Source organism: Paracraurococcus lichenis (assembly GCF_030657435.1).
GTDB lineage: Bacteria > Pseudomonadota > Alphaproteobacteria > Acetobacterales > Acetobacteraceae > Paracraurococcus > Paracraurococcus lichenis.
Genome location: NZ_JAUTWS010000014.1, coordinates 58,125 through 81,713 on the forward strand (window position 1 = coordinate 58,125; position 23,589 = coordinate 81,713).

Below are 23,589 nucleotides of genomic sequence, written 5' to 3' on the forward strand. Positions count from 1 at the left end.
CGCCGGCGCCTGCATGGTCCTTGCCGGCCGGCACGGATGCCAGCCGGCATGTCCTGTCGTGTGACGCCGCATCGGCATCCTCGCCATGCGCCGCCCGGCAGCCGGCGGGATGTCCGCCGGTCGGGGTCAGTCCGCCGCGGCCTGTCCGCCGGCCTCGGCCGCGGCGCCGCTGCGGGGCGCCGTCGGCGGCAGGGTCTGCAGCCAGCCCTGCATCAGCCGCGCCCAGGGCGCGGCACCCTCCGCCACAGGGGCCGCACGCGCCGCCTGGTCCGGCGCCGGCGTCATGCTCAGGCCTTGATGCAGGTCTTCGGCACGGGGCAGACGGCCGCGCATTGCGGCGTGTCGAACTGGCCCTCGCACTCCGTGCACTTCTTCGGGTCGATGATGTAGGTGTCGCCCTTCATGCGGATGGCGGCATTCGGGCACTCGAACTCGCAGGCGCCGCAGACGGTGCACTGGGAGGCGACGATCTTCAGGGCCATGGCACTCTCCTTGACAGGCCGCGTCGGGTCTCGGGCGCTTGGCACGACGGGGCCGTCCTCGCCGCGCCCTGCTGCCGCGCCGCGGATCGCAAGCCCCGTGCCATGAAAAAAGCCGCGGAAATCCGCGGCTTTTCACTCCACATCGCCTGTCCGCTCCCGGACAGGCGCGTCCGCTTCCTGACAGCGCCCGTGCTACAGCTTCTGGATCGGGATGCCGTGCTTGCGCAGCGCGTAGCCGATCTGGCGCGGCGTCAGGTTCAGCAGCCGCGCCGCCTTGGCCTGCACCCAGCCGGTCTTCTCCATGGCCTCGACCAGCCGGTCGCGCTCGCTCCTGCCGCCGCCCTGCAGGGCGGCGCAACTCTCGGCCTTGTCGCAGGGCGCCTCCGGCGCCTTGGCCGCCGGCGCGGGCCGCGTCACCACCGGCAGCGGCGCCGCCGGCTGCCCCGGCTTCCACAGCAGGGCGGAGAGGCAGCCGTCGTTGCGGCAGGCGAAGTCGTGCTCGACGATGCGGGCGCCCGGCGTCAGCGTCGCGGTGCGGCGGATGCAGTTCTCCAGCTCCCGCACATTGCCGGGGAAGTTGCACTGCGTCAGGACGTCGTAGGCGGACCGGTCCAGCGCGATGCCGGTCGCGTTCTCCTTGTTGAAGCGCGCCAGGAAATTGTCGGCCAGCAGCGGGATGTCGCCGCGCCGGTCGCGCAGCGGCGGCAGCAGCACCGGGACAACGCTGATGCGGTAGTAGAGGTCGGCGCGGAAGGTCCCCTTCGCCACCGCCTCCTCCAGGTTGCGGTTGGTCGCCGCCACCAGCCGGACATTGACCTTCAGCGTGCGGCTGCCGCCGACGCGCTCGAACTCGCCCTCCTGCAGCACGCGCAGCAGCTTGGCCTGGAAGGCGGCCGAGATCTCGCCGATCTCGTCGAGGAAGAGCGTGCCGCCATCGGCCAGCTCGAACCGCCCCTTGCGGGTATTGAGCGCGCCGGTGAAGGCGCCCTTCTCATGGCCGAAGAGCTCGCTCTCCAGCACGCTCTCGGGCAGGGCGGCGCAGTTCAGCGTGACGAAGGGGCCCTGCGCGCGGGCCGAGAGGTTGTGGATCGCCTGCGCGAACAATTCCTTGCCGGTGCCGGATTCGCCGCGCAGCAGGACGGTGACGTCGCGCCGCGCCGCCACCCGCACCTTCTCGACCACCGCGCGGATCTGCGGGCTGCGGCCGACGATGCCGGCGATGCTGCCGGGCAGGGGCGCGCTCGGCGCCGCGTCGCGCGCCTTCTCCATCCGGCGCTGCTCGTCCAGCAGCCGGTCGCGGTCGCGCGCCAGCACGCGGTGCAGGCGGATGGTCTGCGCCATCAGGTTGCCGACCATCTTGAGGAAGCGGATGTCGCTGTCCGGCTCGATCGTCGGATGGTCCGTCCAGGCCCGGGCGATGATCAGCAGGCCGAGCGTCCTCTCGCGCTCGCGGATCGGCACGCCGATGAAGGTGAAGCGCCGGTCGGGCGCGCCCCAGAGCGAGGTGTCCCAGGGCCCGAACTCGTCATGCGCCGCGACGTCGTCCAGCACCACCGGCACATGGGTGACGACGATCTGGCCGATGGCGCGTTCCGGCATCGCCTGGAAGCAGCGCTCGGCATCCGCCTCGTTCAGGCGCCCGCCGGTAATGAGTTCCGGCTCGCCCGCCTCGTCGAGCAGCACGATCAGCCCGAGGCTCATGTCGAGAAAGCTGTCGAGGACGCCGAGCGTCGATTTCAGGATCCGCGGCAGCGAGTCCGGCCGGCACAGGATTTTTGAAATTTCATATATCCCGTGGAGGTCCATGCTTCTTCGAGGCGCCTTCGGGATCGCTTCGACATCCGTGGCCATGGGCACAGCCGGCATGGTCGCCTCCAGGGCACTGCCATCAGGGAGCGGTTGCGGAAGCCGGTGCGGGCGCTTTCCACTAAGGCTAGGGAAATTGCGTCCGACTTCGCAAGCCTATTTCGCAGTGCACAATCCCATATGGCGCGCCGCATGCAAGCCCCGCAGATCGGCCAGGCTCACGGCACGCTTCGTCCGCTCGGCCAGGGCGCGCACGGCCTGCAGCAGGTCCTGCGCCGCCGCCGCATCCGCCTCCAGCCCGAGATCCTCGAGCGCATGCAGCACCGCGGCGAGGCCGGAATGCTTGCCCAGCACGATGCGCCGGGCCCGCCCGAAGAGCGCGGGGTCGAGCGCCTCGTAGGTGCCGGGATCGCGCAGCAGGCCGCTGACATGGATGCCGGATTCATGGCTGAAGGCCGCCTCGCCGACGATCGGCTGGCTTTCCGGCACCGCGCGTCCCGCCGCCGCGGCGACGATGACGGCGAGGCCGCAGAGGCGGGAGAACTCGGCGCGGCTGCGGTGCCGCCCGGTGCGCGCCAGGGCGACGGCCACCTGCTCGAGCGGCGCATTGCCCGCCCGCTCGCCGAGGCCGAGCACGCAGACGCTGGCATGCGTCGCGCCGCCGGCGACGGCCGCGAGCGTATTGGCCGTGGCGAGGCCAAGATCGTCATGGCCGTGGAATTCGAGGTCGAGGCCGGTCGCCGCGCGCATCCGGCGGAACAGGTCGCGGGTGCCGAAGGGCTCGAGCACGCCGAGCGTATCGGCGAAGCGGAACTTGCTGCCGCCGGCCGCCTCGACGGCCTCCAGCACCCGCAGGATGGTCTCGGGCTCGGCGCGGCTGGAATCCTCGCCGCCGACCATGACGTGCAGCCCCGCATCCTGCGCCAGCGGCAGGATGCGGGCGATGCGCGAGAGGACGTCGGCCGGCCCGGCATAGCCCTTCGCCCGCATCTGCCGCGCCGACATGGGGACGGAGAGGCTGACATGGCGGAGGCCGGTGCGCCGCGCGGCCGCCACGTCCTCCTCCTTCATCCGGCCCCAGGCGATGACCGTGGCGCGGCGCGCGACGCGCCCGATCTCGGCGATGACCTCGATCTCGGCCTCGCCCATGGCGGGCGTGCCGGCCTCGATCTCGTCGATGCCGGCCTCGTCCAGGGCGTGGGCGATGGCCAGCTTCTCCGCGCGGGTGAAGCTGACGCCGGGCGCCTGCTCGCCGTCGCGCAGCGTGCTGTCGTTCAGCCGGATCAGGCGCGGCGCCGCCTCGGCCAGGGTGGGGGGCAGCGCGGGGGGCATGATGTCGGGCATGGCGCATTCCCGTCCGAGGATGGCGGGGTTCAGCAACCGGCATGCCAGGGGCGCGGCACCGGCGCCGGCGGGCGGTGCGGCCTTGTCGTGCAAGGGCTTGGGCAGGCCGGGCGGGTGGCGGGGGATGCGCCATGCGGGCCGCGGCGCTGTCGGGCCGCGTCGGATATCCGACGACGTTATGAAGGCGGACTGAACCCCAGCGCCGCCAGCCGCGCCTGCACCGCCGGCATCGCGATGGCCGCGAGGAAGGCGCGCACCGCCGGCCGCTCCGCCCGCGCCTCCGGCAGGAAGAAGTCGTAGTGCTCCTCGGCCAGCGGCAGGAAGCCGAGGTCATAGGCGGCGGCCACCGTGGCGATGGCGACGCCCCAGTCCGCGCGGCCCTGCGCCACCGCCGCGGCGACGGCATTGTGCGACTTCGGCTGGTTGGCATGGCCCGGCGGCCGCGCGCCCTGCAGCAGCCCGTCCAGCAGGATGCGCGTGCCGCTGCCGGCATTGCGATTGACCAGCAGCAGCGCCGGATCGGCGGCGGCGCGGCGCACCGCCTCCTCGCCGGTGAGTCCCTCGAAGCGCGGGTCGCCGCGGCGATGCACCACCCCCTGCATCCGCCGCCAGCCCGGCACCAGGCGCAGCCCGGGCGCGAGGAAAGGCGCGTTGTAGGTCCCGGTCTTCGGGTCCAGCAGATGCGCCCCCGCGAGGTCGCATTCGCCGCGCTTCGCCGCGGCCAGGCCGCCGAGGCTGCCGACCGCCAGCGTCCGGGCGCGGATGCCCTCGGCGGCCAGCACCTCCAGCACCGCGTCGAGGCCGAGGTCGTGGCTGCCGATGATGGTCAGGTCGGGCGGATGCGCGGCGCCGATCAGCCGCACCTGCACGCTGGCGCCGGCCTCGGCGCCCGCATCCAGCGCCGGGATGGCGAAGAAGCCGTCCGCCTGGGAGAAGGCGGTGACGCTGCCCGAGCCCTTGCCGAGCGGGAAGGCGCGCAGCCCGCCCTCCGCCTCGGACAACGAGACCATCACGTATTCCGTCCGCCCGAGCTCACTCGGCGTGCGGACGGCGAGCCTGGCCGCGACCTCAGCCTCCTCGCGCGCGGGCAGGCCGGCGAGCGCCCGGATGACGGGGACGACGAATTCCTGGAAGGTGAAGACCGCGCTCGTCGGGAAGCCCGGCAGCACCACCACGGGCCTGGCCTCGACGACGGCAAGGCAGAGCGGCTTGCCCGGCTTCAGCGCCACGCCATGCACCAGGATCCCCGGCGGCCCGAGGCGCGAGAGGATGCGGTGCGAGACATCGCCCGCGCCTTTGCTGGTGCCGCCCGACATGACGACGAGGTCGGCCTGCGCCAGCGCCGCGCGCACCGCCTCCTCCAGCGCCGCCTCCTCGTCGCGGAAGATGCCCATCGGCACCGGCTCGCCGCCATGCTCGGCGATAGCGGCGCAGAGGATCGCGGCGTTGCTGTCGTAGATCCCGCCCTGCGGCAGGGCGCTGCCCGGCGGCACCAGCTCGTCGCCGGTCGAGAGCACCGCGACCCGCGGCCGGCGCACCACCGGCACGGCATCGAGGCCGGCGGCGGCCAGCATGCCGATCTCGCGGCTGGTGACGAGGGTGCCGGCGCGCAGCAGCGTCTCGCCGCGGGCGATGTCGCTGCCGGCGAAGGCGATGGACTGGCCGGGCGCGGCCGGCCGCGCCAGCAGCATCTCCGGCCCCGCCTCGCCTTCCTCGCAGCGGGTGTGCTCGATCATGACCACCGCATCCGCCCCGCGCGGGATGACGCCGCCCGTCGCGATGGCGGTCGCGGTGCCGGGCGCGACCTCGATCGCCGGCGCCGTGCCGCAGGCCAGCAGCTCGGCATTCAGCCGGAAGCGGCGCGGCGCGGCCTCGGTCGCGCCCGCGGTATCGGCGGCGCGCAGCGCGAAACCGTCCACCGAGGCGCGGTCGAAGGGCGGCGCATCGGCCAGCGCCGCCATCCCTTCCGCCACCACCCGGCCGAGGCTGGCCGCGAGCGGCACGGTCTCGGCCGGCAGGGGCCGCAGGTCGAGCGCGGCGCGGAAGCGGGCCGTCGCCTCCCCGGCGGGGAGGACATGGAGAAACTGCTCCTGCCGCGCGGCACGGCGGATGCGGTCGAGGAGGTCGGTCGTGTCAGGCATCGTGGCTCATAGCGGCTCGAGTTCCACCGCGTTGCCGGCCTCGTAGCCCTCGACGCCCGGCGGCACGAGAAGGAGGGCGTCGGCCGCGGCCAGCGCCCCGGCGGGCAGGGCACCGGTGGCGAGCGGCTCGGCCAGGCCGGAGGGCAGCAGCCGGACGGGCAGGATCTCCAGCAGGCCGACGGCGGAGGCGACCTTGCGGGCCAGGGTCGCGCGGATGGGCGGCGGCGGCAGCGCGCCGGCGAGGTGCCGCAGGGCGGGGCGGCCGAGCAGGTACCAGGCCGCCAGCGCCTCCTCGGCCAGCGGCGGGAGGACGAGGGCCGGGCGCCCATCGCGCAGGCCGAGGCCCACCGCCATGCCGGGACGGGCGCCGAGGCCCTGGACCAGCAGGCGGTCCGCCGCGTTGCAGAGGAGGAGGTCGCCTTCGCCGCCGTGGTGCAGCGCGCCGCCCTCGGCCGCGACCAGCGCGGCGAGCAGCGGGTGCAGCGGCTCCGGGCCAAGCCAGCCGAGGCGCGGCAGGCGCACCGCGACCTCCGCGATCCCGCAGGCGGCCAGCGCCGGCAGGTCGCGCGGCCCGAGGCGCTCCCCCGCCGCGCGGATCGCCGCGCCGGCGGCGAGGTCCTCGCCCGACAGCCGCGCCCCCTCCCCCGGCGCCACGGGCTCCGTCGCCTGGGCGAAGGGGCCGTCCTCGACCAGGGCGAAGGGCGGCAGGACCGCATCGGCGCCGGGGGGCAGCGGATCGCCGGCCGCGACCCGCAGCGGCGCCGAGGGCAGCGGCACGGGGACATAGGGGCCGGCGCCGAGCGTATCCGCCGCCGCGACCGCCCAGCCCTCCCGCAGCGCCATGGGCGCCGCCGGCACCGGGCCGGGCGCCGCCAGGGGTGCGGCCAGCACGCGGCCCAGCGCCTGCGCCACCGGCAGCACCACGGGCGCGACCGGGCCCGGCAGCAGCGCCAGCAGCCTCGCCAGCGCCTCCGCCGGCGCGGTCAGCCGCAGCGGTGCCCCCTCGCCTGCCATCCCGTCCCCAGCAAACCGTCACTGTCCAGGTGGGGATGCCATCGGCAACCCTCCATGGCCAGCACAGCACAGTGGGGCCTTGGTGACGACGGAGCGAAGCCCCCCATGTTCGGGGGCGTGACCCAGGCCCATATCAATCGCATCGCGACCGCCCTGCCGCGGCACGAGGTGCACGACGCCTTCCGGCTCTTCGCCGGGCGGCAGATCACCGACCCGCGGGTGCAGACCGCCTTCGCGCGCCTCGCCGAGCGATCGCAGATCGACCGGCGCTACTCCGTGCTCGAGCCCCTGCCGGACGCGAGCGGCACGGTGGACGCCTTCTACCTGGCGGACCGCTTCCCCGGCACCGGCGCGCGCATGGCGCGCTACGAGGCCGAGGCGCCGGCCCTGGCGGAAGCCGCCTGCCAGGCGCTCGGGCTGGAGGCGGAGGGGCCGGGCATCACCCACCTCATCCTCGCGAGCTGCACCGGCTTCGCCGCGCCCGGCCTCGACCACTGGCTGATCCGCCGCTTCGGCCTGCCGGGGACGGTCGAGCGCAGCGTCGTCGGCTTCATGGGCTGCCAGGCGGCGATCAATGCGCTGAAGCTCGCCCACCATGTCGTGCGCAGCGACCGCCGGGCGCGGGTGCTGGTGCTGAACCTCGAGCTCTGCAGCCTGCACCTGCAGCCCTCGGCCGCAATCGAGCAGTTGCTCTGCTTCCTGCTCTTTGCCGATGGCTGCAGCGCCGCGCTGGTGACGGCCGAGGCGGAGGGGCTGGCGCTGGAGGGCTTCCACGCCGCCCTGGTGCCGGAGGCCGCCGACCAGATCACCTGGCGCATTGGCGATGGCGGCTTCGACATGACGCTCTCGGGCTTCGTGCCGCTGACCCTGGCACGCGCCCTGCCGGACCAGGCGGGGGCGATCCTGGCGGGGGCGCGGACGGAGGATATCGACCTCTGGGCGGTGCATCCCGGCGGGCGCAGCGTGCTGGATGCGGTCATGCACGGCCTCGACCTGCCGGAGGCGGCGCTGGATGTCAGCCGCGCGGTGCTGCGGGAGCACGGCAACATGTCCTCGGCGACCGTCATGTTCGTGCTGGAGCGCATGATGCGCGAGGCGTCGCGCGGCCAGCGCGGCTGCGCCCTGGCCTTCGGCCCCGGCCTCTCGGCCGAGACCATGCGGTTCCGGGTGGCGTGATGCTCTCGGCCCGCAGCACCGAGGACGAGTGGATGGACGACGCCGCGGCGGGCGAGCCGGAATTCGCCGCCGCGCTCGAGGAACTCGGCCGCATAAACCGCCTGACCCTGGCCTTCCGCCCGGTGCTGGGCTGGCTGGACCGGCTGGTGCAGCGGACCGGCGCGCGGGAGTTGTCGATCCTGGATGTCGGCTGCGGCGGCGGGCAGATGCTGACGGCGATCGAGGCCTGGGCAAGGAAGCGCGGGGTGGCGGTGACGCTCGCCGGCCTCGACCGCAGCCCCTGGGCGGCGCGCTACGGCGAGGCGCATGGCGTGCCGGCGCGCTTCATCACCGCCGACCTCTTCGCGCTCGACCCGGCCGAGCGCTTCGACGTCGTGCTCTGCAACCTCTTCACCCACCACCTGCGCGACCCGGAGCTCGTGCGCTTCCTCCATTGGCTGGAGGCGCGGGCGGCGCGGGGCTGGCTGATCTCCGACCTGCACCGGCACTGGCTGCCCTGGGGCGTGGTCTGGGCCGGATTCCGGCTGATGCGCTACAGCCCGATGGTGATCCACGACAGCACCGTCTCCATCGCCCGCAGCTTCACCCGGGCGGACTGGGAGCGGGTGCTGGCCGAGGCCGGGGTGCCGGCGGAGGTCCGCTGGGTCTTTCCCTTCCGCTGGAATGTCGGCGTGATCCGCGCGTGATCGACACGGCCGTCATCGGCGCCGGGCCGGCCGGCTGCGCCGCGGCGATCGCGCTGGCGCGGGCCGGGCGGGAGGTGCTGCTGCTCGAGCGGCAGGCGGCGGCGCGGGAGAGCGTCTGCGGCGAATTCCTCGGCGCCGATGCCGCGGCGGCGCTGCGCGGCCTGGGGCTGGATCCGGCGGCGCTCGGCGGCCTGCCGCTGCGCCGGGCGCGCGTCGGCTGGGGCCGGCACGAGGCCGGCTTCGCCCTGCCCTTCGCCGCCTGGGCCCTGCCGCGGCAGATGCTGGACGGCGCGATGCGGGTGGCGGCGATGGCGGCCGGGGCCGAGTTCCGCGCCGGCGTCGCGGTGCTGGCGGCCGAGCCCGACGCCGCGGGCTGGCGGCTGCGGACCGGCGCGGGCGAGGTCCTGGCGCGGCGGGTCGTGCTCGCGACCGGCAAGCACGCGCTGCGCGGCCATCCGCGGGCAGGCGCGCAGCGCGGGGCGCTCGGGCTGAAGCTGCACCTGCAGGGGGTCGAGCCCGGCGATGCGGTGACGCTGCTGCCCTTCGCCGGCGGCTATGCCGGGTTGCAGCCGTTGCCGGGCGGCGGGGCCAATCTCTGCGCCGCGCTGCAGGGCGGGGCCGGGGCCACCGCGCGCGATGCCGGCGCCTTCCTCGCGCACATCGCCGGCGGCTCGGCGCTGGGCGCGCGGCTGCTGGCGGGGGCGCGCCCGGCCTGGGACCGGCCGCTCGCCGTCGCGGGCCTGCCCTATGGCTTCCGCCAGGGCACGGCGGGGCCGCCCGGCCTCTACCGCGTCGGCGACCAGGCGGCGGTGATCCCGAGCTTCGCCGGGGAGGGCATCGCCCTCGCGCTGCATTCCGGCCTGGCCGCGGCCGCGGCGATCCTGGCGGAGCGGGAGGCGGCGGAATTCCACGCCGCCTGGCGCCGCCGCAGCGCGGGGCCGATGCGCTGGGCCGCGCTCGGCGCCTGGGTGCTGCGGCAGGCGCCGGGCGGCTTCGCCCTCGGGGCGCGGCTGGCCCCGGCGGCGCGGCTGGTCGCGCGGCGGACGCGGATGGCGGCCTGACCCCGCGTCACTTCGGGTCGGGGATCGTCAGCACCGTCTCGTCGGTGTTCACCACGAAGATCGCGAGCATCCGGGAAGGCTCCGTGTCGCTGGCATTGGCGCTGACGCCGTGGTGGTCGCCCGGCAACTCCGAAAAGCTCTCGCCGCGCCGGTAGACCCGCTCCGGCCCCTGGTTGACCCGGCTGCGCACCGCGCCTTCGAGCACCGTCGCCTGGATGAAGGCGGAGGGCGCATGGGCATGGGCGGGCGAGGAGGCGCCCGGCCCGTATTCGACGAGGACGCCGCGCAGGCTCTTGCCCGGCACGCCCGGGATGGCCTGGTCGAAGACGAGCGTGACCCTGGCCTGGCCGCGGCCGAGGTCCTCGGCGGTGGCGAGCGAGGGCAGGATGAGCATGGCCGCGAGCATCAGGCGCTTCAGCATCTCGGGTCTCCCTGTGGGGTGGGCGGGTCAGGCCTGGGCCAGCCGGGCTTCGAGGCGCGTCAGGCCGAGCTTCTTCCCGATGAGCCCGCTGCCGCCGATGATGACGATCCGCATCCCGCTGCCCCTGATCCGTTCGAGGACAGGACGAGGCGGCGCCGGCCGGCGTGACGCCGGCCGCGACGGCATCACCGAAGCGTCATAGGGTCGGCGGCCAGATCCCCTCGACCGGGATGGCCTCCGCCTCGCCGGGCCAGGGCGGCATGGTCGTGCCCAGCGTGGTGAGGGGTTCGTCGCCGTCCGCGCGGAACTGGAAGCGCGTGCCGACGGGGATGGAGAGGGAGAGGCCGGGGACGAGCTCCACCACCTCCTCCCGCCCCTCCGCGGCGCGCCACATGCGGCCGCGGCCGGAGAGGACGTACCAGACCTCCTCCACCGTCCGGTGCCGCACGGCGCGGGAGACGGCGCCCGGCGGCAGGGTGAACTGCGCCAGGCTGCCGCGGCCGCAGCCTGCGAGGATGCGGACCTCGGAGCCGTCGGGCGCCATGGCCTCCGGCCGGTCGGACAGGCGCTTGGTCTCCCAGGTCATGCCGCAGGCCCCCCGATCCGGTATCAATCGATGCTGAGGCCGAGCCGCGCCACCATCTGCTTCTCGTAGGCGACGCGCTCCCGGGCGAAGGCCAGGTAGGCGGCCGGGCCCAGGTATTCCCGCGGCATGTCCCAGCGGCGGATGATCGCCTGGCTCACCTCGTCCTCCCAGGCCTTGCGGAAGGCCTGGTGCAGCGTCCCGACGATCTCCGGGTCCATCCCCTTCGGGCCGGCGATGCCGTAGGGCGAGGTCACGGTCATGCCGTAGCCGAGGTCGTGCAGCGTCGGCGCGTCCGGGAAGGCCGCGAGCCGCTCCCGCGTCCAGACCGAGAGCAGGCGGAGTTCCCCCGTCTCGACATTCGGCCGCCAGGAGGCGCTGTCGGCTACCACGTCGATCTGCCGGCCGAGCAGCGCCGTCACGCCCTCCTGGCTGCCACGGAAGGGGACGTGCGTCATCTGCACGCCCTCGCGCTCGCAGATCTCCTCCATGGCGATGTGGTTGGTGGTGGCGATGCCGCTGGTGGAGAAGGTGACCTCGCCGGGCTTCCGGCGCGCCGCCTCGATCAGGTCGCGGAAGGTCTTGTACGGCCCGTCGCTGCGCACCGCGGTGCCGAAGAGGAAGCCGCTGACCTGCATGACATAGGTGAAGTCGGCGACGGGGTCCCAGGTCTTCTGCTTCGTCAGGAAGGGGTGGCGCAGGATCGAGAGGTGGTGGTGCGCCAGCGTGTAGCCGTCCGGCTGCGCCTGGTTCACCAGGAAGATCGCCGCCTGGGTCCCCCGCGCGCCCGGGCGGTTCTCGATCACCACGGGCTGGCCGAGGTCCTTGTTGACGATCTCGAACATCTGCCGGTGCAGCGCGTCCAGGCTGCCGCCGGGCGGCCAGGGGATCAGGAAGCGGATCGGGCGGTTGGGGAACTTGCCTTGCGCCAGGGCAGGCGCTGCCAATGCGGCCGCGGCCAGCCCGAGGGCGCCGCGGCGGGTGAAGGGCCTCATGCCTCGTCTCTCTCCCGGTCTCTTCTTCAGTCGATGCGCAGGTTCAGCTTCCGGGCCATCCCCTGCTCGTACTCCGCCCGGCGGGCGATGAACTGCCGGTACTCCGCCGTCGGGTAGTATTCCAGGGGCATGTCGAATTGCGCACGGACCGCCGTATTGGCCGGGTCCATGAGCGCGGCGTGGAAGGCATCGTGCAGCGCCCTGGTCACGCCCGGGTCCATGCCCTTGGGGCCGGAGATCCCGTAGGGCGAGGTGATGACCATGTCGTAGCCCAGCTCGCGCAGGGTCGGCGCCTCGGGGAAGCGGGGCGAGCGCTCGGCGGTCCAGACGCAGATCAGCCGCAGCGCCCCGCTCTCGACCAGCGGCCCCCAGGAGGAGGAGTCGGCGACGCTCATCACCTCCCCGGCCGTGACGGCGACGGCGGCCTCGTTCGAGGCGCGGTAGGGGACATGGACGATGTCGATCCTCTCCCGCGCTGCGATCTCCTCCATCGCCAGGTGGTTGGTGGTGGCGATGCCGGAGGTGGCATAGGTCAGCCGCCCGGGGTTCGCCCGCGCGTGGGCGAGGTAATCGGCCCAGGACCGGATCGGCCCGTCCGCCTTCACGACGATGCCATACATCCAGCCGCAAAGCCCGATGACGTGGGTGAAGTCGTTGACCGGGTCCCAGGGCGGGGTCCGCACGATGAAGGGCCGGCGGACGATGGACATGTGCATCTGCCCCAGCGTGTAGCCGTCCGGCTTCGCCTGCGTGGTCAGGAACTGCGCGCCGAGGGTGCCGGAGGCGCCCGGCCGGTTCTCCACCAGCACCGGCTGCCCCAGCGTCTTCGCGGCCAGCTCGGCCAGCGAGCGGAGCTGCGCATCGGCTGAGCCGCCGGGCGGCCAGGGCACGATCAGGCGGATGGGCCGGTCGGGGAATTTCCCGGGGTTTGTTCCCTGGGCCAGCGCCGGCGCGGCGAGCGCCCCGGCACCGAGGATGAGTGCGGCACGGCGGCCGGTCCCGGCATGCGGCATGGATGTTCCTCCCGTTGCTTGCCGGCAATGTGGCGGGCCGCGCGGCATGGGGGAAGCCCCGGCCGCCCGCGGCCTCGTGCCGGCCCGGCCTCCCCTGCTCCCGGGCGGGTCACGGCGCCCCGGCGGGTCCGGCCGGGCAGCCTTTGCTCTGGGACCGTCGGCGCCGGCCCGGTAGGCTGCACGCCAACCCTCAAGGAGAGTCCCGATGCGCCTGACCGGATCGCTGCTGCTCGCCGCCCTGCTGGCCGGCCCTGGCCTCGTCAGCCCCGCCTGGGCCCAGCCGGCGACGGAGAAGCTGCCGCAGTCCCTCTACGACACCATGGTGGCGGGCAATGGCCGCATCTATCCGGGCTACCGCGTGAACCATACCAAGGGCGCGCTCTACGAGGGCACCTTCACCCCCGCCCCGGGCGCCGCGTCACTGACCACCGCGCCGCACCTGCAGTCGACGCCTTCGACCCTGGTGCTGCGCTACTCCGATGCCGGCGGCGTGCCCGACGTGCCGGACACCGCGCCCTCCTCGGCCATCCGCGGCCTCGCCTTCACCTTCCGCCTGCCGGACGGGACGGAGACGGACCTGATGATGATCAACGTGCCGGTCTTCGCGGCGCGGACGCCCGACGAGTTCCTCGGCCTGCTGCGGGCGGTGCAGGCGACCAAGCCCGACCTGCCGGCGCCGACCCCGATCGCGCAGTTCCTCGGCAGCCATCCGCAGGCGCTGCGCTTCGTGCAGATGCCCAAGCCCGTGCCGCAGAGCTTCGCCACTGAGCGCTTCTTCGCCCTGCACGCCTACCGCCTGACCAATGCCGCGGGCGAGACGCGCTTCGTGCGCTTCCGCGTGGTGCCGGAGGCCGGCACGGCCTATCGCGCGCCGGAGAGCCTGGGCGGCGCGGCGCCCGACCTGCTGTTTGACGAGATCCGCACGCGGGTCGCGGCCGGCCCCGTGCGCTACCGGCTGGAGGGCCAGGTGGCGGCCGCCGGCGACGTGACCAACGACCCGACCGTCGCTTGGCCGGAGGACCGGCAGGTGGTCGAACTCGGCACCATCAGCGTCACGCGCGCCGTGCCGGACAGCCTCTCGGCGGAGCGCAAGGTGGGCTTCCTGCCGAACCGGGTGCTGCCGGGCCTCGCCCTCTCGGACGATCCCTTCCTGCAGACGCGGGCGGATGTCTATGCCATCGCCTTCCCGGCGCGGCAGTAGCGCCGGGCACCCTTGCGGCCCCGCACCGGATTTCGGCAGGATAACCCTCAGGAAAGCATGAGGGAGGAGTCCATGACGGGGCTGCCGGGGATCACGCGCCGCGGCGCGCTGGCGACGGGCGGGGCGCTGCTGGCGGCGCCCGCCATCGGCAACCGGGCCGCGGCGCAGGGCACGCGGCTGCGCTGGGCGCATGTCTACGAGGTGAACGAGCCCTACCACCAGGAGGCGCTCTGGGCGGCGAAGGAGATCGCCGCCCGCACCAATGGTCGCTGGGCCATCGAGGTCTTCGCCGCCTCCGCCCTGGGCAACGAGCCGCAGATCAACCAGGGGCTGACCCTCGGCACGGTGGACATCATCTACACCGGTGTCGCCTTCGCCGGCGCCAGCTACAAGCCGATGGCGCTGAGCCACGCGCCCTATGCACTGCGCGACTACGCGCATTTCCAGGCCTACAAGGGCAGCGACCTGTATAGGGAACTGGTGGCGGGCTACGACAAGCAGACCGGCCACCATGCCCTGGCGCTGACCTATTACGGCGACCGGCACGTCACCGCGAACCGCAGCGTCATGCAGCCCGGCGACATGAAGGGGCTGAAGCTGCGGGTGCCGCAGGCGCCGAGCTTCCTGATGTTCGCCAAGGCGGTGGGCGCGAACGCCACGCCGATCGCCTTCGCCGAGGTCTACCTGGCGCTGCAGTCCGGCACGGTGGACGCGCAGGAGAACCCGCTGCCGACCATCCAGGCCAAGAAGTTCTTCGAGGTGCAGAGCCACGTCTCGCTGACCGGGCACATCACGGACAGCCTGCTGACCATCGTCAGCAGCGGCGCCTGGCGGCGGCTCTCGGCGCAGGAGAAGGAGGTGTTCCAGGCCGTGCTGGCCGAGGCGGCGGAGCGCTGCGGCAATGCCATCCGGGCGCAGGAGCAGGAACTGGCCACCTGGTTCAAGGGGCAGGGCAAGACGGTGCAGGCGCCGGACCGGGCGGCCTTCCGCGCCGCCTGCGTGCCGCTGCACAACGACGGGACGGGCTGGACGAAGCAGCAATACGACCGGCTGCAGGCGCTGTAGGCCGGGCGCGCCGCCCCGGCCGCGGGCGGACATGCCGTTTCCGGATAGCGGTTTCACCCCTCCTCCTGCCCGGACCGGGCATGATGGGCGCCGGCGATGCGGCGCCGCCGCGCCGGGCGCAGCAGGCGGAGGACACGGGCATGGGTTCTTTCCCGGCCGCGCGCGAGGCGGGCCTCATGGCCCTCGTGCTCGGGGCGCTCGTGGCCGCACCCCCGGCGCTGGCCCAGGCCCCGCCGGCCCAGCCCCCGCCGGCCCAGGCTCCGCCGGCCCCGCCGCCCGCCCCGCACCTGTCGCCTCAGGTCACGCTCGAGCCGCGGGCGATGGAGCTGTTGCAGGTCATGTGCGCGCGGCTCGCCGCGGCCCGCTCGCTCGGCTTCAATGCCGTCGCCACTTATGAAAGCCCGGCCCGCACCGGCCATCCGCTCGCCTATGCCACGGCCTTCCAGGTGCTGATGCAGCGCCCGGACCGGCTCCGGGTGCTGATGCCGGGCGACGGCCCGCCCTCGGAATTCTACTACGATGGCCGCCGCATGGTCGCCTTCGCGCCGCAGGAAGGCCTCGCCGCGGTGGCCGAGGCGCCGCCCAGCATCGATGCCATGCTGAAGGCAGCCTTCGAGCAGGCGGCGATCTACTTCCCCTTCGCGGACTTCATCGTCAGCGATCCCTGCCGCGACCTGACCGACGGCCTGCGCATTGCCTTCGTGGTCGGCCAGTCGAAGGTGGTGGGCGGCACCACCACCGATGTGCTCGCGATCGCCAACGACGCCGTGCAGGGCCAGCTCTGGATCGGCGCGGAGGACCGGCTGCCGCGGCTGTTCCGCGCCACCTATTTCGACGACCCGGCGACCTATCGCCATGCCGTGGCCTTCAGCGACTGGGTGCTGGACCGGCCCGTGCCGGCCGACGCCTTCGCCTCGGTTGGCGCGGCGCAGGCCCGGCCCATGCCCTTCGCCCGCCCGGACGCGCCGGTGCGCGCCCCCTGACCCCATGGTGGGACGAGCAGAGCCCACGCATCGCCGTTCCGCCGCAGCGCCGAGGAGCCCGCCCATGCGCAAGCCCTTCCTGATCTTCGGCCTGGTCGCGGCGGGCATCGCCCTGACCGCGCCGCCGGCCGCCGCCTGGTACCGCGGCAATGCCTGGGGCGGGCACACGACGGGCAGCGCCGGCGACTGGACGCATGAGGGCTTCCGCGGCGGCACCGCCTCCGGCGGCGGCGGATCCTGGAGCGGCACCGGCTTCCGCGGCAGCACCGCCTCGGGCGGCGGCGGGTCCTGGAGCGCCGAGGGCTATCGCGGCGGCTCGGCCGCCGGCGGCGGCGGCAGTTGGGGCGCCACGGGCTGGCGCGGCGGCACCGCCGCGGGCGGCGAAGGCTCCTGGCATGCGGCGGGGGCCGGTGGCGCCACGGCCTCGGGCGGCGAGGGGGCCTGGACCGCGACCGGGCGCTACGGCGGCACCGCCTATGGCGGCTATGCCAGCCCCTATGGCTACCACGGCGCCTATCCCTATTACGGCGCCTATCATCCGCCCGCGGTGGTGAACAGCTATGGCACCGGCTGCTACAATTGCGGCGGCTGGGCCGCGGGCGCGGCCGTCGCCGGCGTCGCGATGGGCGCCGCGGCCGGGGCCGCGGCCGCCTCCGCCACCCATGCGCCGCCACCGCCGCCCGCGCCGGGCTATGCGGTGGTCGGCGCCGTGGTGCCGGCCCTGCCGGGCGGCTGCCTCTGGCGCCCGCTGCCGCGAGCCTATGAATGCGGCCCGGAATGGCTCCGGCCGGCCTATGGGGCGAACGGCGTCTACTACCGGGTCATCCCGGCGCCCTGAGTCACCGGTACCACATCGTCGGCAGCCACATGACCAGCCCCGGCACATAGGTACACAGCAGCAGCACCCCGATCAGCGGCACCATGAAGGGCAGCACCCCCCTTGCCGCATCCTCGAAGCTGATGCCCGCGACGCGGGCCAGGATGAACAGCACGATGCCGACGGGCGGCGTCAGCAGGCCGATGCAGAGGTTCAGCACCATGATCAGGCCGAAATGCACCGGATCGACGCCGATCGTCTCCATCACCGGCAGCATGATCGGCGTCAGGATCAGGATGGCCGGCAGCGGCTCGATCGCCAGGCCCACCACCAGCAGGAAGACGTTGGCGATCAGCAGGATGAGCCATTTCTGCTCGGTGATCGCCAGCACCCAGCCCGCCACCTGCTCCGACACCTTGGTCGTGGTCAGCAGCCAGCCGAAGATCTCCGACCCGGCGACGATCAGCAGGATGGTCGCGGTCACCTCCACCGTCTCGAAGCTGACCTTGACCACGGCCCTGAGGCCGAGCGTGCGGTAGACGAAGACGCCGAGCAGGAGGGCATAGGCGACGGCGCAGATCGCGCCCTCGGTCGGGGTGAAGGCGCCCGCGCGCATGCCGCCGATGATGATCACCGGCGTCAGCAGCGGCAGGATGCCGCGCGCCAGGGTCCGCCCCAGCTCGTAGACCCGGAACTTCGCATCCGTGCCGTAGCCGCGGACGCGCGCGTAGTACCAGACCATGCCCATCAGGCAGACCGCGGTCAGCAGGCCGGGGATGATGCCGGCGGCGAAGAGCTGCCCGATGCTGGCATTGGCCGAGACGCCGTAGATGACCAGCGGCAGGGAGGGCGGCAGCAGCGGCCCGAGCATGGAGCTCGCCGCGGTGATGCCGACGGCGAATTTCGCATCGTAGCCATGCGACTTCATGGCCCGGACCTCGATGGTGCCGAGGCCCGCGGCATCGCCCACCGCCGTGCCGCTCATGCCCGCGAAGACCACGCTGCCCACCACGTTCACCTGCGCGAGGCCACCCCGCATCCAGCCCACCGCGGCGACGGCGAAGTCGTAGATGCGCTCGGTGATGCCGGAGCTGTTCATCAGCATGCCCGCGAAGATGAAGAAGGGCACGCAGAGCAGCGGGAAGCTGTCCACCCCGCCCACCATGCGGTGGACGATGGCGAGCAGCGGGATCGAGCCGTCGACGAGGGCGAAGAGGATGGAGGCGCCAGCGAGCGAGATCGCGACGGGCACGCCGAGGGTCAGCAGGCCGAAGAAGCCCAGCAGCAGGATGGCCGCCGTCATGCCACCACCTGCTGCTCGGCCGGGCCCTCGCCGCGCGCCCATCGCCGCCAGATCCACCAGGCCTCCCGGAGCGTCATGCCGACGAAGGAGAGGAAGACCGGCCAGTAGACCCAGGCGAGGGAGGCATCCAGGCTGTCCATCGGCATCACGCCCATGCGGTCCGCGAGGTCGAAGCCGACCCAGGCGCCGAAGGCCCAGAAGCCGAGGCGGATGAGGTCCTGCAGTACCCAGAGCGCCCGGCGCGCGGGGAGCGGCAGGGCCTGCTCCAGCGCCTCCACCCGGATATGCGTGTTGCGCCGCACCGCGCCGATGGAGCCGACAAAGGTCAGCACGATCAGCATGTAGCGCGCGACCTCCTCGGTCCAGGCGACGCTGTCGTTCAGCGCATAGCGGGTGAAGAATTGGGTGAAGACCAGGATGCCCAGCACCCAGAGCAGGGCGAGACCCGCCCAATCCTCCGGGCCATGGCCGCGGAGGCTGAAATGCCGGAGGTCGTCGGCGAAGCCGGCCTCCTCCGCCCCTGCGATGCCCTCGAACGGCTTGTCCACCTGCCGGCTCCCCTGTCGTTGCGGGAAGGCGACACGGGGCGGGAGATTCTGTCAAACGGGAACTCTCGCCATCGCCGCCTTGACGGCGAGGCCGGGACGGACGGCCCGCCCCCGACCCGGCGCCCCGTCCTGCCGCACCACACCCGCGGCGTCGCGCGCCACCCCGCCCGGCCCGGCGCGTTGCCGCGGCGGGAGGACCCGCCATGGACAGCACCACCCCCATCCCCGACGACGCCGCCGACCGGCGCCGGCGGATCCTCGCCATCGTCGGCGGGTCCTCGGGCAACCTGGTGGAATGGTACGATTTCTACGTCTATTCCTTCACCTCCCTCTATTTCGCCGCCGCCTTCTTCCCCTCCGGCGACCGCACCAGCCAATTGCTGAGCGCCGCCGGGGTCTTCGCCGCCGGCTTCCTGGTCCGGCCGCTCGGCGGCTGGCTCTTCGGGCGGCTCGCGGACCGGCGCGGGCGGCGCTTCTCCATGATGGCCTCCGTCCTGCTGATGTGCGGCGGCAGCCTGGCGATCGCGGTCCTGCCGACCCATGCCTCCATCGGCCTCCTCGCCCCGGTGCTGCTGACGCTCGCGCGCCTCGCCCAGGGCCTTTCGGTCGGCGGGGAATACGGGACGAGCGCCACCTACATGAGCGAGGTGGCCGCCTCCGGCCAGCGCGGCTTCTATGCGAGCTTCCAGTACGTCACGCTGATCGGCGGGCAGTTGCTCGCCGTGCTGGTGATCGTCCTGCTGGAGGCGCTGCTGACCGGGGACCAGATGCGCGCCTGGGGCTGGCGCGTGCCCTTCGTCGTCGGTGCCGGGGCGGCGGTGGTCGCCCTCTTCCTCCGCCGCGCCCTGCACGAAACCCAGAGCGCCGAGAAGGCCCGGCGGCAGGAGGCCGGGTCGCTCGCCGCCCTGCTGCGGGACCACCCGCGGCCCCTGCTGCTGGTCCTCGGGCTCACCGCGGGCGGGAGCCTCTCCTTCTACGTCTTCACCACCTTCATGCAGAAATACCTGGTCAATACCGCCGGGCTGCCGACCCGGACGGTCAGCGCCACCATGGCGGTGGTGCTGTTCCTCTACATGGCGATGCAGCCGCTCTTCGGCGCGCTGTCGGATCGCGTCGGGCGGCGGACCATGCTGCTGGCCTTCGGAGCGGGCGGCACGCTGATGACCGTGCCGCTGCTCTCGCTGATCGGACGGACCCATGACCCGGTGACGGCCGGGCTGCTGGTCCTGGCCGGGCTCGCCGTGATCTCCTGCTACACCTCCATCAGCGGGCTGGTGAAGGCCGAGCTCTTCCCAGGGGAGGTGCGGGCCCTCGGTGTCGGGCTGCCCTATGCGGTGGCCAATGCGCTCTTCGGCGGCACGGCGGAATATGTCGGTCTCTGGTTCAAGTCCGTGGGCGCGGAGGCCGGCTTCTTCTGGTATGTCACCGGCTTCTTCCTCCTCGCCCTCGTCACTGCCTGGGCGATGCCGGAGACGCGGCGCGAGAGCCACCTGGCCCGCGAATACGGCATGGGTCGGGCTTAGACACTTGACGGGGTTGCTTCACCGACCCGTTGGCGGCAGGTTCCGGCCGAAATTTCCCCTGAACGGATGCTACCCGCCCCATGCCTGAGAGCTTCGACGTCATCGTCATCGGCGCCGGTCCCGGCGGCTATGTCTGCGCCATCCGCGCCGCCCAGCTCGGCATGAAGGTCGCCTGCGTCGAGAAACGCGCGACCCTCGGCGGCACCTGCCTGAACGTGGGCTGCATCCCCTCCAAGGCCCTGCTGCAAAGCAGCGAGCATTTCGAGGAGGCGAAGCACAAGATGGCCGAGCACGGCGTCCTGTTCGACGGCGTGAAGCTCGACCTCGCCAGGATGCAGGCCAGGAAGGGCGAGGTGGTCTCGGCCAATGTCAAGGGCGTCGAGTTCCTCTTCAAGAAGAACAAGGTCACCTGGCTGAAGGGCGCCGGCCGCATCCTCGCCCCCGGCAAGGTGGAGGTCGCGGGCGAGACCTACGAGACCAAGAACATCGTCATCGCCACGGGCAGCGAGAGCACCCCGCTCCGCGGCGTCGAGGTTGATGAGAAGCAGGTCGTGACCAGCACCGGCGCGCTGGAGCTGGAGAAGGTCCCCGGCCACCTCGTCGTCATCGGCGGCGGCGTGATCGGGCTCGAGCTGGGTTCCGTCTGGCGGCGCCTCGGCGCCGAGGTGACAGTGATCGAGTTCCTCGACCGCCTCGTCCCCGGCATGGACAACGAGGTGGCGAAGCAGCTCGAGCGGACGCTGGCCAAGCAGGGCCTCAAGTTCCGCCTGAAGTCCAAGGTGACCGGCGCGGCCAAGGGCGCCAACGGCGTGACCCTGACGGTCGAGCCCGCCACCAGCGGCACGCCCGAGGAGATCAAGGCCGATGTCGTGCTGCTGGCCATCGGCCGCCGCCCGCATACCGAGGGGCTCGGCCTCGCCGAGGCCGGCGTCGCGCTCGACGAGCGCGGCCGGGTGAAGACCGACGCGCATTTCGCCACCAACGTCCCGGGCATCTATGCCATCGGCGACGTCATCGCCGGCGCCATGCTGGCCCACAAGGCCGAGGACGAGGGCGTGGCGCTGGCCGAGATCCTCGCGGGACAGGCGGGCCATGTGAACTACGCCGCCATCCCCGGCGTGATCTACACCTGGCCGGAGGTCGCCTCGGTCGGCGCGACGGAGGAGGAGCTGAAGGCCGCGGGCATCGCCTACAAGGCCGGCAAGTTCCCCTTCACCGCCAATGGCCGCGCCCGCGCCATGGGCGACGTCGATGGCTTCGTGAAGATCCTGGCGGACGCGAAGACCGACCGGGTGCTGGGCGCGCATATGCTCGGCCCCGATGTCGGCACGCTGGTCGCCGAGATCTCGCTGGCCATCGAGTTCGGCGCCTCGGCCGAGGACGTGGCGCGGACCTGCCACGCCCATCCGACGCTGAACGAGGTGGTCAAGGAGGCCGCGCTGGCCGTGGACGGCCGCGCCCTGCATATCTGACCGCCATCCCGCCCCCGGCGCGGCTCACCGCGCCGGGGGCGGCGCGACCAGCAGCGAGACCACCCTCCGCACCACCGGCAGGGCGAGCAGCAGGGTCGGGAAAGCGACCGGCCAGGACAGCGCCCAGGCCGCCGGCCAGGCCCGCATCGCCTCCGCCGTCGGCCCGAGCGCGCGGAGGGTGGCGACGCCGGAGACCACGCAGGTCATCACGACGGAGAGGATGAGGGGCAGGAGGAAGGCAGCGCTGCGCGGCGGCAGCTTCCCGAGACGTGGACGGGGGAGAGGCATCGGCCGATCCTTGGATGGCTGGCCCGTCGCCCAGGGCAGGTCACAGTCGTGCATCGCTGTCCCTTCGGCGGGTGGGCCGGGGTGGATGCGTTGCCTGACGTGAGCCGCTTACGGCCGGGCTTCCGCCCGGCACGCAGTTGCTACCACTCGGCACTGCCGCTGCCAAGGGCGGCGCCCGATCTGGCGGGCCGGGCCGCCTCCGCGCCTCCGCCGCGAACGGCACCCCGGACAGCCCCCCCGGGGATTGCGCCGCAACGGGATCCTGAGCAGGTTTTCATTCCGAAGGTCCGGGCCGCGCGATGCGTGGCCCGGACCGCGCATGCAGGCCCAGGCTGCCAGGACTCCCCATGATCAAGTACATCGGCAGCAAGCGCGCCCTCCTCGCCCATATCCTCTCGGCCATCGGCGCCAAAGCCCCCGCCGGCGCCCGGGTGCTCGACCTCTTCTCCGGCACCGCCCGCGTCGGCCACGCATTGAAGGCCGCGGGCTACCGCGTCGTCGCCAACGACCACAACGCCTTCGCCCATACCCTCGCCACCTGCTACGTGCAGGCGGATGCCGGCCGCTGGGCCGAGCCGGCGCGGCGCATCCTCGCCGACCTGCAGCGCCTGCCGCCCCGCCCCGGCTGGTTCACCGCAACCTATTGCGAGCAGGCGCGCTTCCTGCACCCCGACAACGGCGCGAAGGTGGAGGCGATCCGCGAGGCGATCGCCGCCCTGGGCGCCGAGCCGGAGCTGGAGGCGGTGCTGCTGACCGCGCTGCTCGAGGCCGCCGACCGCGTCGATTCCACCGCCGGCCTGCAGATGGCCTACATGAAGCAATGGGCGCGGCGGGCGCTGCAGCCGCTGCGCCTCCGCCTCCCCGCCCTGCTGCCCCGCCCCGCTGCCGGCCCCTGCCAGGCGCTCTGCGGGGAGGCGGAGGCGGTCGCCGCCGCGGTGGACTGCGACCTCGCCTATCTCGACCCGCCCTACAACCAGCACTCCTACCTGCGGAACTACCATGTCTGGGAGACGCTGGTGCGCTGGGACCGGCCGGAGGTCTATGGCCTGGCGCAGAAGCGCACGGACTGCCGCACCCGCCTGTCGGACTTCAACAGCCGCCGCCGCATCGGCCCGGCCCTGGCGCGGACCATCGAGGCGCTGCGCTGCCGCGCCGTCGTCGTCTCCTTCAACGACGAGGGCTACCTGCCCCGGGCGGAGCTCGAGGCGATGCTCGGCGCCCGCTTCCATGTGGAGGTCATTGAAATTCCCCACGACCGCTATGTCGGCGCCAAGATCGGCATCCACAACCCGCAGGGCATCAAGGTCGGCCAGGTCGGCCGGCTCAGGAACATGGAATATCTCTTCGTGGCGACCGAACGACGCATCCCCCTTCCCTCCCCGCAGGCGGCGTGATGGCGGGCCAGCCCTCCCTCGCCCGCAAGGTGGCGGGCTTCCTGCTGCTCGGGCTCGGCGCGCTCGGCCTGGTGCTGCCGCTGCTGCAGGGGATCCTCTTCCTCGCCCTCGGCCTCTTCATCCTGCGCGACCAGTACGACTGGGCACGGGCGGCGATGGACAAGCTGCGCGCCCGCTGGCCACGCCAGGTGGAGGGGGTGGAGGCGATGGAGGGGCGGCTGGTCGCCTGGTCGCAGCGCCAAGCCGAGCGGGTGCGGCGCCTGCTGCCCTGAG

At 73.2% G+C, this 23,589-nt stretch carries 24 protein-coding genes; 11 read left to right on the forward strand and 13 right to left on the reverse strand.

All coding sequences use genetic code 11. The annotated features are described in order from the left end of the window. Positions 1-126 precede the first annotated feature (126 nt). The 6 genes from Q7A36_RS16115 to Q7A36_RS16140 all read right to left on the reverse strand — a co-directional run bounded on the left by Q7A36_RS16115 (position 127) and on the right by Q7A36_RS16140 (position 6,787). The gene (locus Q7A36_RS16115) at positions 127-285 is read right to left on the reverse strand and encodes a hypothetical protein (RefSeq protein WP_305104746.1); all 159 of its coding nucleotides are present in this window, start codon (positions 283-285) and stop codon (positions 127-129) included. A gap of 2 nt (positions 286-287) precedes the next feature. Next, the gene (locus tag Q7A36_RS16120; protein ID WP_305104747.1) at positions 288-482 is read right to left on the reverse strand and encodes a 4Fe-4S dicluster domain-containing protein; all 195 of its coding nucleotides are present in this window, start codon (positions 480-482) and stop codon (positions 288-290) included. A gap of 192 nt (positions 483-674) precedes the next feature. Then, positions 675-2,348 carry a nif-specific transcriptional activator NifA gene (gene nifA, locus Q7A36_RS16125; protein WP_305104748.1) on the reverse strand — a complete coding sequence of 558 codons (1,674 nt, stop codon included), beginning with the start codon at positions 2,346-2,348 and terminating at the stop codon, positions 675-677. A 96-nt stretch (positions 2,349-2,444) separates the two neighbouring features. Next, the gene (locus Q7A36_RS16130) at positions 2,445-3,632 is read right to left on the reverse strand and encodes a homocitrate synthase/isopropylmalate synthase family protein (protein WP_305104749.1); all 1,188 of its coding nucleotides are present in this window, start codon (positions 3,630-3,632) and stop codon (positions 2,445-2,447) included. A 176-nt stretch (positions 3,633-3,808) separates the two neighbouring features. Next, positions 3,809-5,773, reverse strand: coding sequence for a molybdopterin biosynthesis protein (locus Q7A36_RS16135; RefSeq protein WP_305104750.1), 1,965 nt, complete (start codon positions 5,771-5,773; stop codon positions 3,809-3,811). 6 nt (positions 5,774-5,779) lie between these two features. Further along, entirely contained in the window at positions 5,780-6,787 is a 1,008-nt protein-coding gene (locus Q7A36_RS16140; protein ID WP_305104751.1) for a molybdopterin-binding domain-containing protein, read from the reverse strand. 105 nt (positions 6,788-6,892) lie between these two features. On the opposite strand from Q7A36_RS16140, the gene Q7A36_RS16145 reads away from it, so the two are divergent. Genes Q7A36_RS16145 through Q7A36_RS16155 form a run of 3 tightly spaced genes read left to right on the forward strand, consistent with a single transcriptional unit; the run spans position 6,893 to position 9,710 of the window. After that, on the forward strand, positions 6,893-7,963 hold the full coding sequence (locus Q7A36_RS16145; RefSeq protein WP_305104752.1) for a type III polyketide synthase: 1,071 nt from the start codon (positions 6,893-6,895) through the stop codon (positions 7,961-7,963). After that, positions 7,963-8,649, forward strand: a complete 687-nt coding sequence (locus Q7A36_RS16150; RefSeq protein ID WP_305104753.1) for a methyltransferase domain-containing protein — start codon at positions 7,963-7,965, stop codon at positions 8,647-8,649. Before Q7A36_RS16145 ends, Q7A36_RS16150 begins: the two co-directional genes overlap by 1 nt. After that, the gene (locus tag Q7A36_RS16155) at positions 8,646-9,710 is read left to right on the forward strand and encodes an NAD(P)/FAD-dependent oxidoreductase (RefSeq protein WP_305104754.1); all 1,065 of its coding nucleotides are present in this window, start codon (positions 8,646-8,648) and stop codon (positions 9,708-9,710) included. Before Q7A36_RS16150 ends, Q7A36_RS16155 begins: the two co-directional genes overlap by 4 nt. Before the next feature lie 7 nt (positions 9,711-9,717). Here Q7A36_RS16155 and Q7A36_RS16160 read toward each other — a convergent pair whose 3' ends face one another. From Q7A36_RS16160 to Q7A36_RS16175, 4 genes are all read right to left on the reverse strand, one after another. Next, positions 9,718-10,131: a cupin domain-containing protein gene (locus Q7A36_RS16160; RefSeq protein WP_305104755.1), complete on the reverse strand. Its 414-nt coding sequence runs from the start codon at positions 10,129-10,131 to the stop codon at positions 9,718-9,720. Between the two features lie 196 nt (positions 10,132-10,327). Then, positions 10,328-10,717 carry a cupin domain-containing protein gene (locus Q7A36_RS16165; protein WP_305104756.1) on the reverse strand — a complete coding sequence of 130 codons (390 nt, stop codon included), beginning with the start codon at positions 10,715-10,717 and terminating at the stop codon, positions 10,328-10,330. A 23-nt stretch (positions 10,718-10,740) separates the two neighbouring features. Further along, positions 10,741-11,709 carry a tripartite tricarboxylate transporter substrate binding protein gene (locus Q7A36_RS16170; protein ID WP_305104757.1) on the reverse strand — a complete coding sequence of 323 codons (969 nt, stop codon included), beginning with the start codon at positions 11,707-11,709 and terminating at the stop codon, positions 10,741-10,743. 26 nt (positions 11,710-11,735) lie between these two features. Beyond that, positions 11,736-12,722: a tripartite tricarboxylate transporter substrate binding protein gene (locus tag Q7A36_RS16175; protein ID WP_305104758.1), complete on the reverse strand. Its 987-nt coding sequence runs from the start codon at positions 12,720-12,722 to the stop codon at positions 11,736-11,738. A gap of 205 nt (positions 12,723-12,927) precedes the next feature. Here Q7A36_RS16175 and Q7A36_RS16180 point away from each other — a divergent pair, with 205 nt between their 5' ends. The 4 genes from Q7A36_RS16180 to Q7A36_RS16195 all read left to right on the forward strand — a co-directional run bounded on the left by Q7A36_RS16180 (position 12,928) and on the right by Q7A36_RS16195 (position 16,809). Continuing rightward, entirely contained in the window at positions 12,928-13,923 is a 996-nt protein-coding gene (locus Q7A36_RS16180) for a catalase family peroxidase (protein WP_305104759.1), read from the forward strand. A gap of 57 nt (positions 13,924-13,980) precedes the next feature. Then, positions 13,981-14,988, forward strand: a complete 1,008-nt coding sequence (locus Q7A36_RS16185; protein ID WP_305104760.1) for a sialic acid TRAP transporter substrate-binding protein SiaP — start codon at positions 13,981-13,983, stop codon at positions 14,986-14,988. An 80-nt stretch (positions 14,989-15,068) separates the two neighbouring features. Further along, a complete protein-coding gene (locus Q7A36_RS16190; RefSeq protein ID WP_305104761.1) occupies positions 15,069-15,971 on the forward strand; it encodes a DUF2092 domain-containing protein in 903 nt (300 codons plus the stop codon). A 64-nt stretch (positions 15,972-16,035) separates the two neighbouring features. Beyond that, on the forward strand, positions 16,036-16,809 hold the full coding sequence (locus tag Q7A36_RS16195; protein ID WP_305104762.1) for a hypothetical protein: 774 nt from the start codon (positions 16,036-16,038) through the stop codon (positions 16,807-16,809). Between the two features lies 1 nt (position 16,810). Here the strand turns inward: Q7A36_RS16195 and Q7A36_RS16200 are convergent, their stop codons facing one another. Beyond that, positions 16,811-18,091, reverse strand: coding sequence for a TRAP transporter large permease (locus tag Q7A36_RS16200; RefSeq protein ID WP_305104763.1), 1,281 nt, complete (start codon positions 18,089-18,091; stop codon positions 16,811-16,813). Continuing rightward, positions 18,088-18,639 (reverse strand): TRAP transporter small permease, encoded by a 552-nt coding sequence (locus Q7A36_RS16205; RefSeq protein WP_305104764.1) that lies wholly within the window; start codon positions 18,637-18,639, stop codon positions 18,088-18,090. The genes Q7A36_RS16200 and Q7A36_RS16205 overlap by 4 nt, the downstream gene beginning before the upstream one ends. Before the next feature lie 203 nt (positions 18,640-18,842). Here Q7A36_RS16205 and Q7A36_RS16210 point away from each other — a divergent pair, with 203 nt between their 5' ends. Next, positions 18,843-20,162 carry an MFS family transporter gene (locus Q7A36_RS16210; protein WP_305104765.1) on the forward strand — a complete coding sequence of 440 codons (1,320 nt, stop codon included), beginning with the start codon at positions 18,843-18,845 and terminating at the stop codon, positions 20,160-20,162. Between the two features lie 80 nt (positions 20,163-20,242). Further along, positions 20,243-21,634 (forward strand): dihydrolipoyl dehydrogenase, encoded by a 1,392-nt coding sequence (gene lpdA, locus Q7A36_RS16215; RefSeq protein WP_305104766.1) that lies wholly within the window; start codon positions 20,243-20,245, stop codon positions 21,632-21,634. Between the two features lie 24 nt (positions 21,635-21,658). On the opposite strand, the gene Q7A36_RS16220 is transcribed toward lpdA, so the two are convergent. Next, positions 21,659-21,922, reverse strand: coding sequence for a DUF2798 domain-containing protein (locus tag Q7A36_RS16220; RefSeq protein ID WP_305104767.1), 264 nt, complete (start codon positions 21,920-21,922; stop codon positions 21,659-21,661). A 347-nt stretch (positions 21,923-22,269) separates the two neighbouring features. On the opposite strand from Q7A36_RS16220, the gene Q7A36_RS16225 reads away from it, so the two are divergent. Together Q7A36_RS16225 and Q7A36_RS16230 are read left to right on the forward strand one after the other, a co-directional pair. Further along, entirely contained in the window at positions 22,270-23,316 is a 1,047-nt protein-coding gene (locus tag Q7A36_RS16225) for a DNA adenine methylase (RefSeq protein ID WP_305104768.1), read from the forward strand. Continuing rightward, positions 23,316-23,588: a PGPGW domain-containing protein gene (locus Q7A36_RS16230; RefSeq protein ID WP_305104769.1), complete on the forward strand. Its 273-nt coding sequence runs from the start codon at positions 23,316-23,318 to the stop codon at positions 23,586-23,588. The genes Q7A36_RS16225 and Q7A36_RS16230 overlap by 1 nt, the downstream gene beginning before the upstream one ends. Position 23,589 lies beyond the last annotated feature (1 nt).

What these genes read in the sequence shown, in the direction of transcription:
- Q7A36_RS16175 (WP_305104758.1), bottom strand. Translation starts at nt 12,722, where the DNA reads ATGCCGCATGCCGGGACCGGCCGCCGTGCCGCACTCATCCTCGGTGCC.
- Q7A36_RS16185 (WP_305104760.1), top strand. Translation starts at nt 13,981, where the DNA reads ATGAGGGAGGAGTCCATGACGGGGCTGCCGGGGATCACGCGCCGCGGC.
- Q7A36_RS16195 (WP_305104762.1), top strand. Translation starts at nt 16,036, where the DNA reads ATGCGCAAGCCCTTCCTGATCTTCGGCCTGGTCGCGGCGGGCATCGCC.
- Q7A36_RS16115 (WP_305104746.1), bottom strand. Translation starts at nt 285, where the DNA reads ATGACGCCGGCGCCGGACCAGGCGGCGCGTGCGGCCCCTGTGGCGGAG.
- Q7A36_RS16210 (WP_305104765.1), top strand. Translation starts at nt 18,843, where the DNA reads ATGGACAGCACCACCCCCATCCCCGACGACGCCGCCGACCGGCGCCGG.
- Q7A36_RS16145 (WP_305104752.1), top strand. Translation starts at nt 6,893, where the DNA reads ATGTTCGGGGGCGTGACCCAGGCCCATATCAATCGCATCGCGACCGCC.
- Q7A36_RS16225 (WP_305104768.1), top strand. Translation starts at nt 22,270, where the DNA reads ATGATCAAGTACATCGGCAGCAAGCGCGCCCTCCTCGCCCATATCCTC.
- Q7A36_RS16170 (WP_305104757.1), bottom strand. Translation starts at nt 11,709, where the DNA reads ATGAGGCCCTTCACCCGCCGCGGCGCCCTCGGGCTGGCCGCGGCCGCA.
- Q7A36_RS16180 (WP_305104759.1), top strand. Translation starts at nt 12,928, where the DNA reads ATGCGCCTGACCGGATCGCTGCTGCTCGCCGCCCTGCTGGCCGGCCCT.
- Q7A36_RS16130 (WP_305104749.1), bottom strand. Translation starts at nt 3,632, where the DNA reads ATGCCCGACATCATGCCCCCCGCGCTGCCCCCCACCCTGGCCGAGGCG.
- Q7A36_RS16120 (WP_305104747.1), bottom strand. Translation starts at nt 482, where the DNA reads ATGGCCCTGAAGATCGTCGCCTCCCAGTGCACCGTCTGCGGCGCCTGC.
- Q7A36_RS16160 (WP_305104755.1), bottom strand. Translation starts at nt 10,131, where the DNA reads ATGCTGAAGCGCCTGATGCTCGCGGCCATGCTCATCCTGCCCTCGCTC.
- Q7A36_RS16190 (WP_305104761.1), top strand. Translation starts at nt 15,069, where the DNA reads ATGATGGGCGCCGGCGATGCGGCGCCGCCGCGCCGGGCGCAGCAGGCG.
- Q7A36_RS16140 (WP_305104751.1), bottom strand. Translation starts at nt 6,787, where the DNA reads ATGGCAGGCGAGGGGGCACCGCTGCGGCTGACCGCGCCGGCGGAGGCG.
- Q7A36_RS16135 (WP_305104750.1), bottom strand. Translation starts at nt 5,773, where the DNA reads ATGCCTGACACGACCGACCTCCTCGACCGCATCCGCCGTGCCGCGCGG.
- Q7A36_RS16165 (WP_305104756.1), bottom strand. Translation starts at nt 10,717, where the DNA reads ATGACCTGGGAGACCAAGCGCCTGTCCGACCGGCCGGAGGCCATGGCG.
- nifA (WP_305104748.1), bottom strand. Translation starts at nt 2,348, where the DNA reads ATGCCGGCTGTGCCCATGGCCACGGATGTCGAAGCGATCCCGAAGGCG.
- Q7A36_RS16200 (WP_305104763.1), bottom strand. Translation starts at nt 18,091, where the DNA reads ATGACGGCGGCCATCCTGCTGCTGGGCTTCTTCGGCCTGCTGACCCTC.
- Q7A36_RS16150 (WP_305104753.1), top strand. Translation starts at nt 7,963, where the DNA reads ATGCTCTCGGCCCGCAGCACCGAGGACGAGTGGATGGACGACGCCGCG.
- Q7A36_RS16220 (WP_305104767.1), bottom strand. Translation starts at nt 21,922, where the DNA reads ATGCCTCTCCCCCGTCCACGTCTCGGGAAGCTGCCGCCGCGCAGCGCT.
- lpdA (WP_305104766.1), top strand. Translation starts at nt 20,243, where the DNA reads ATGCCTGAGAGCTTCGACGTCATCGTCATCGGCGCCGGTCCCGGCGGC.
- Q7A36_RS16230 (WP_305104769.1), top strand. Translation starts at nt 23,316, where the DNA reads ATGGCGGGCCAGCCCTCCCTCGCCCGCAAGGTGGCGGGCTTCCTGCTG.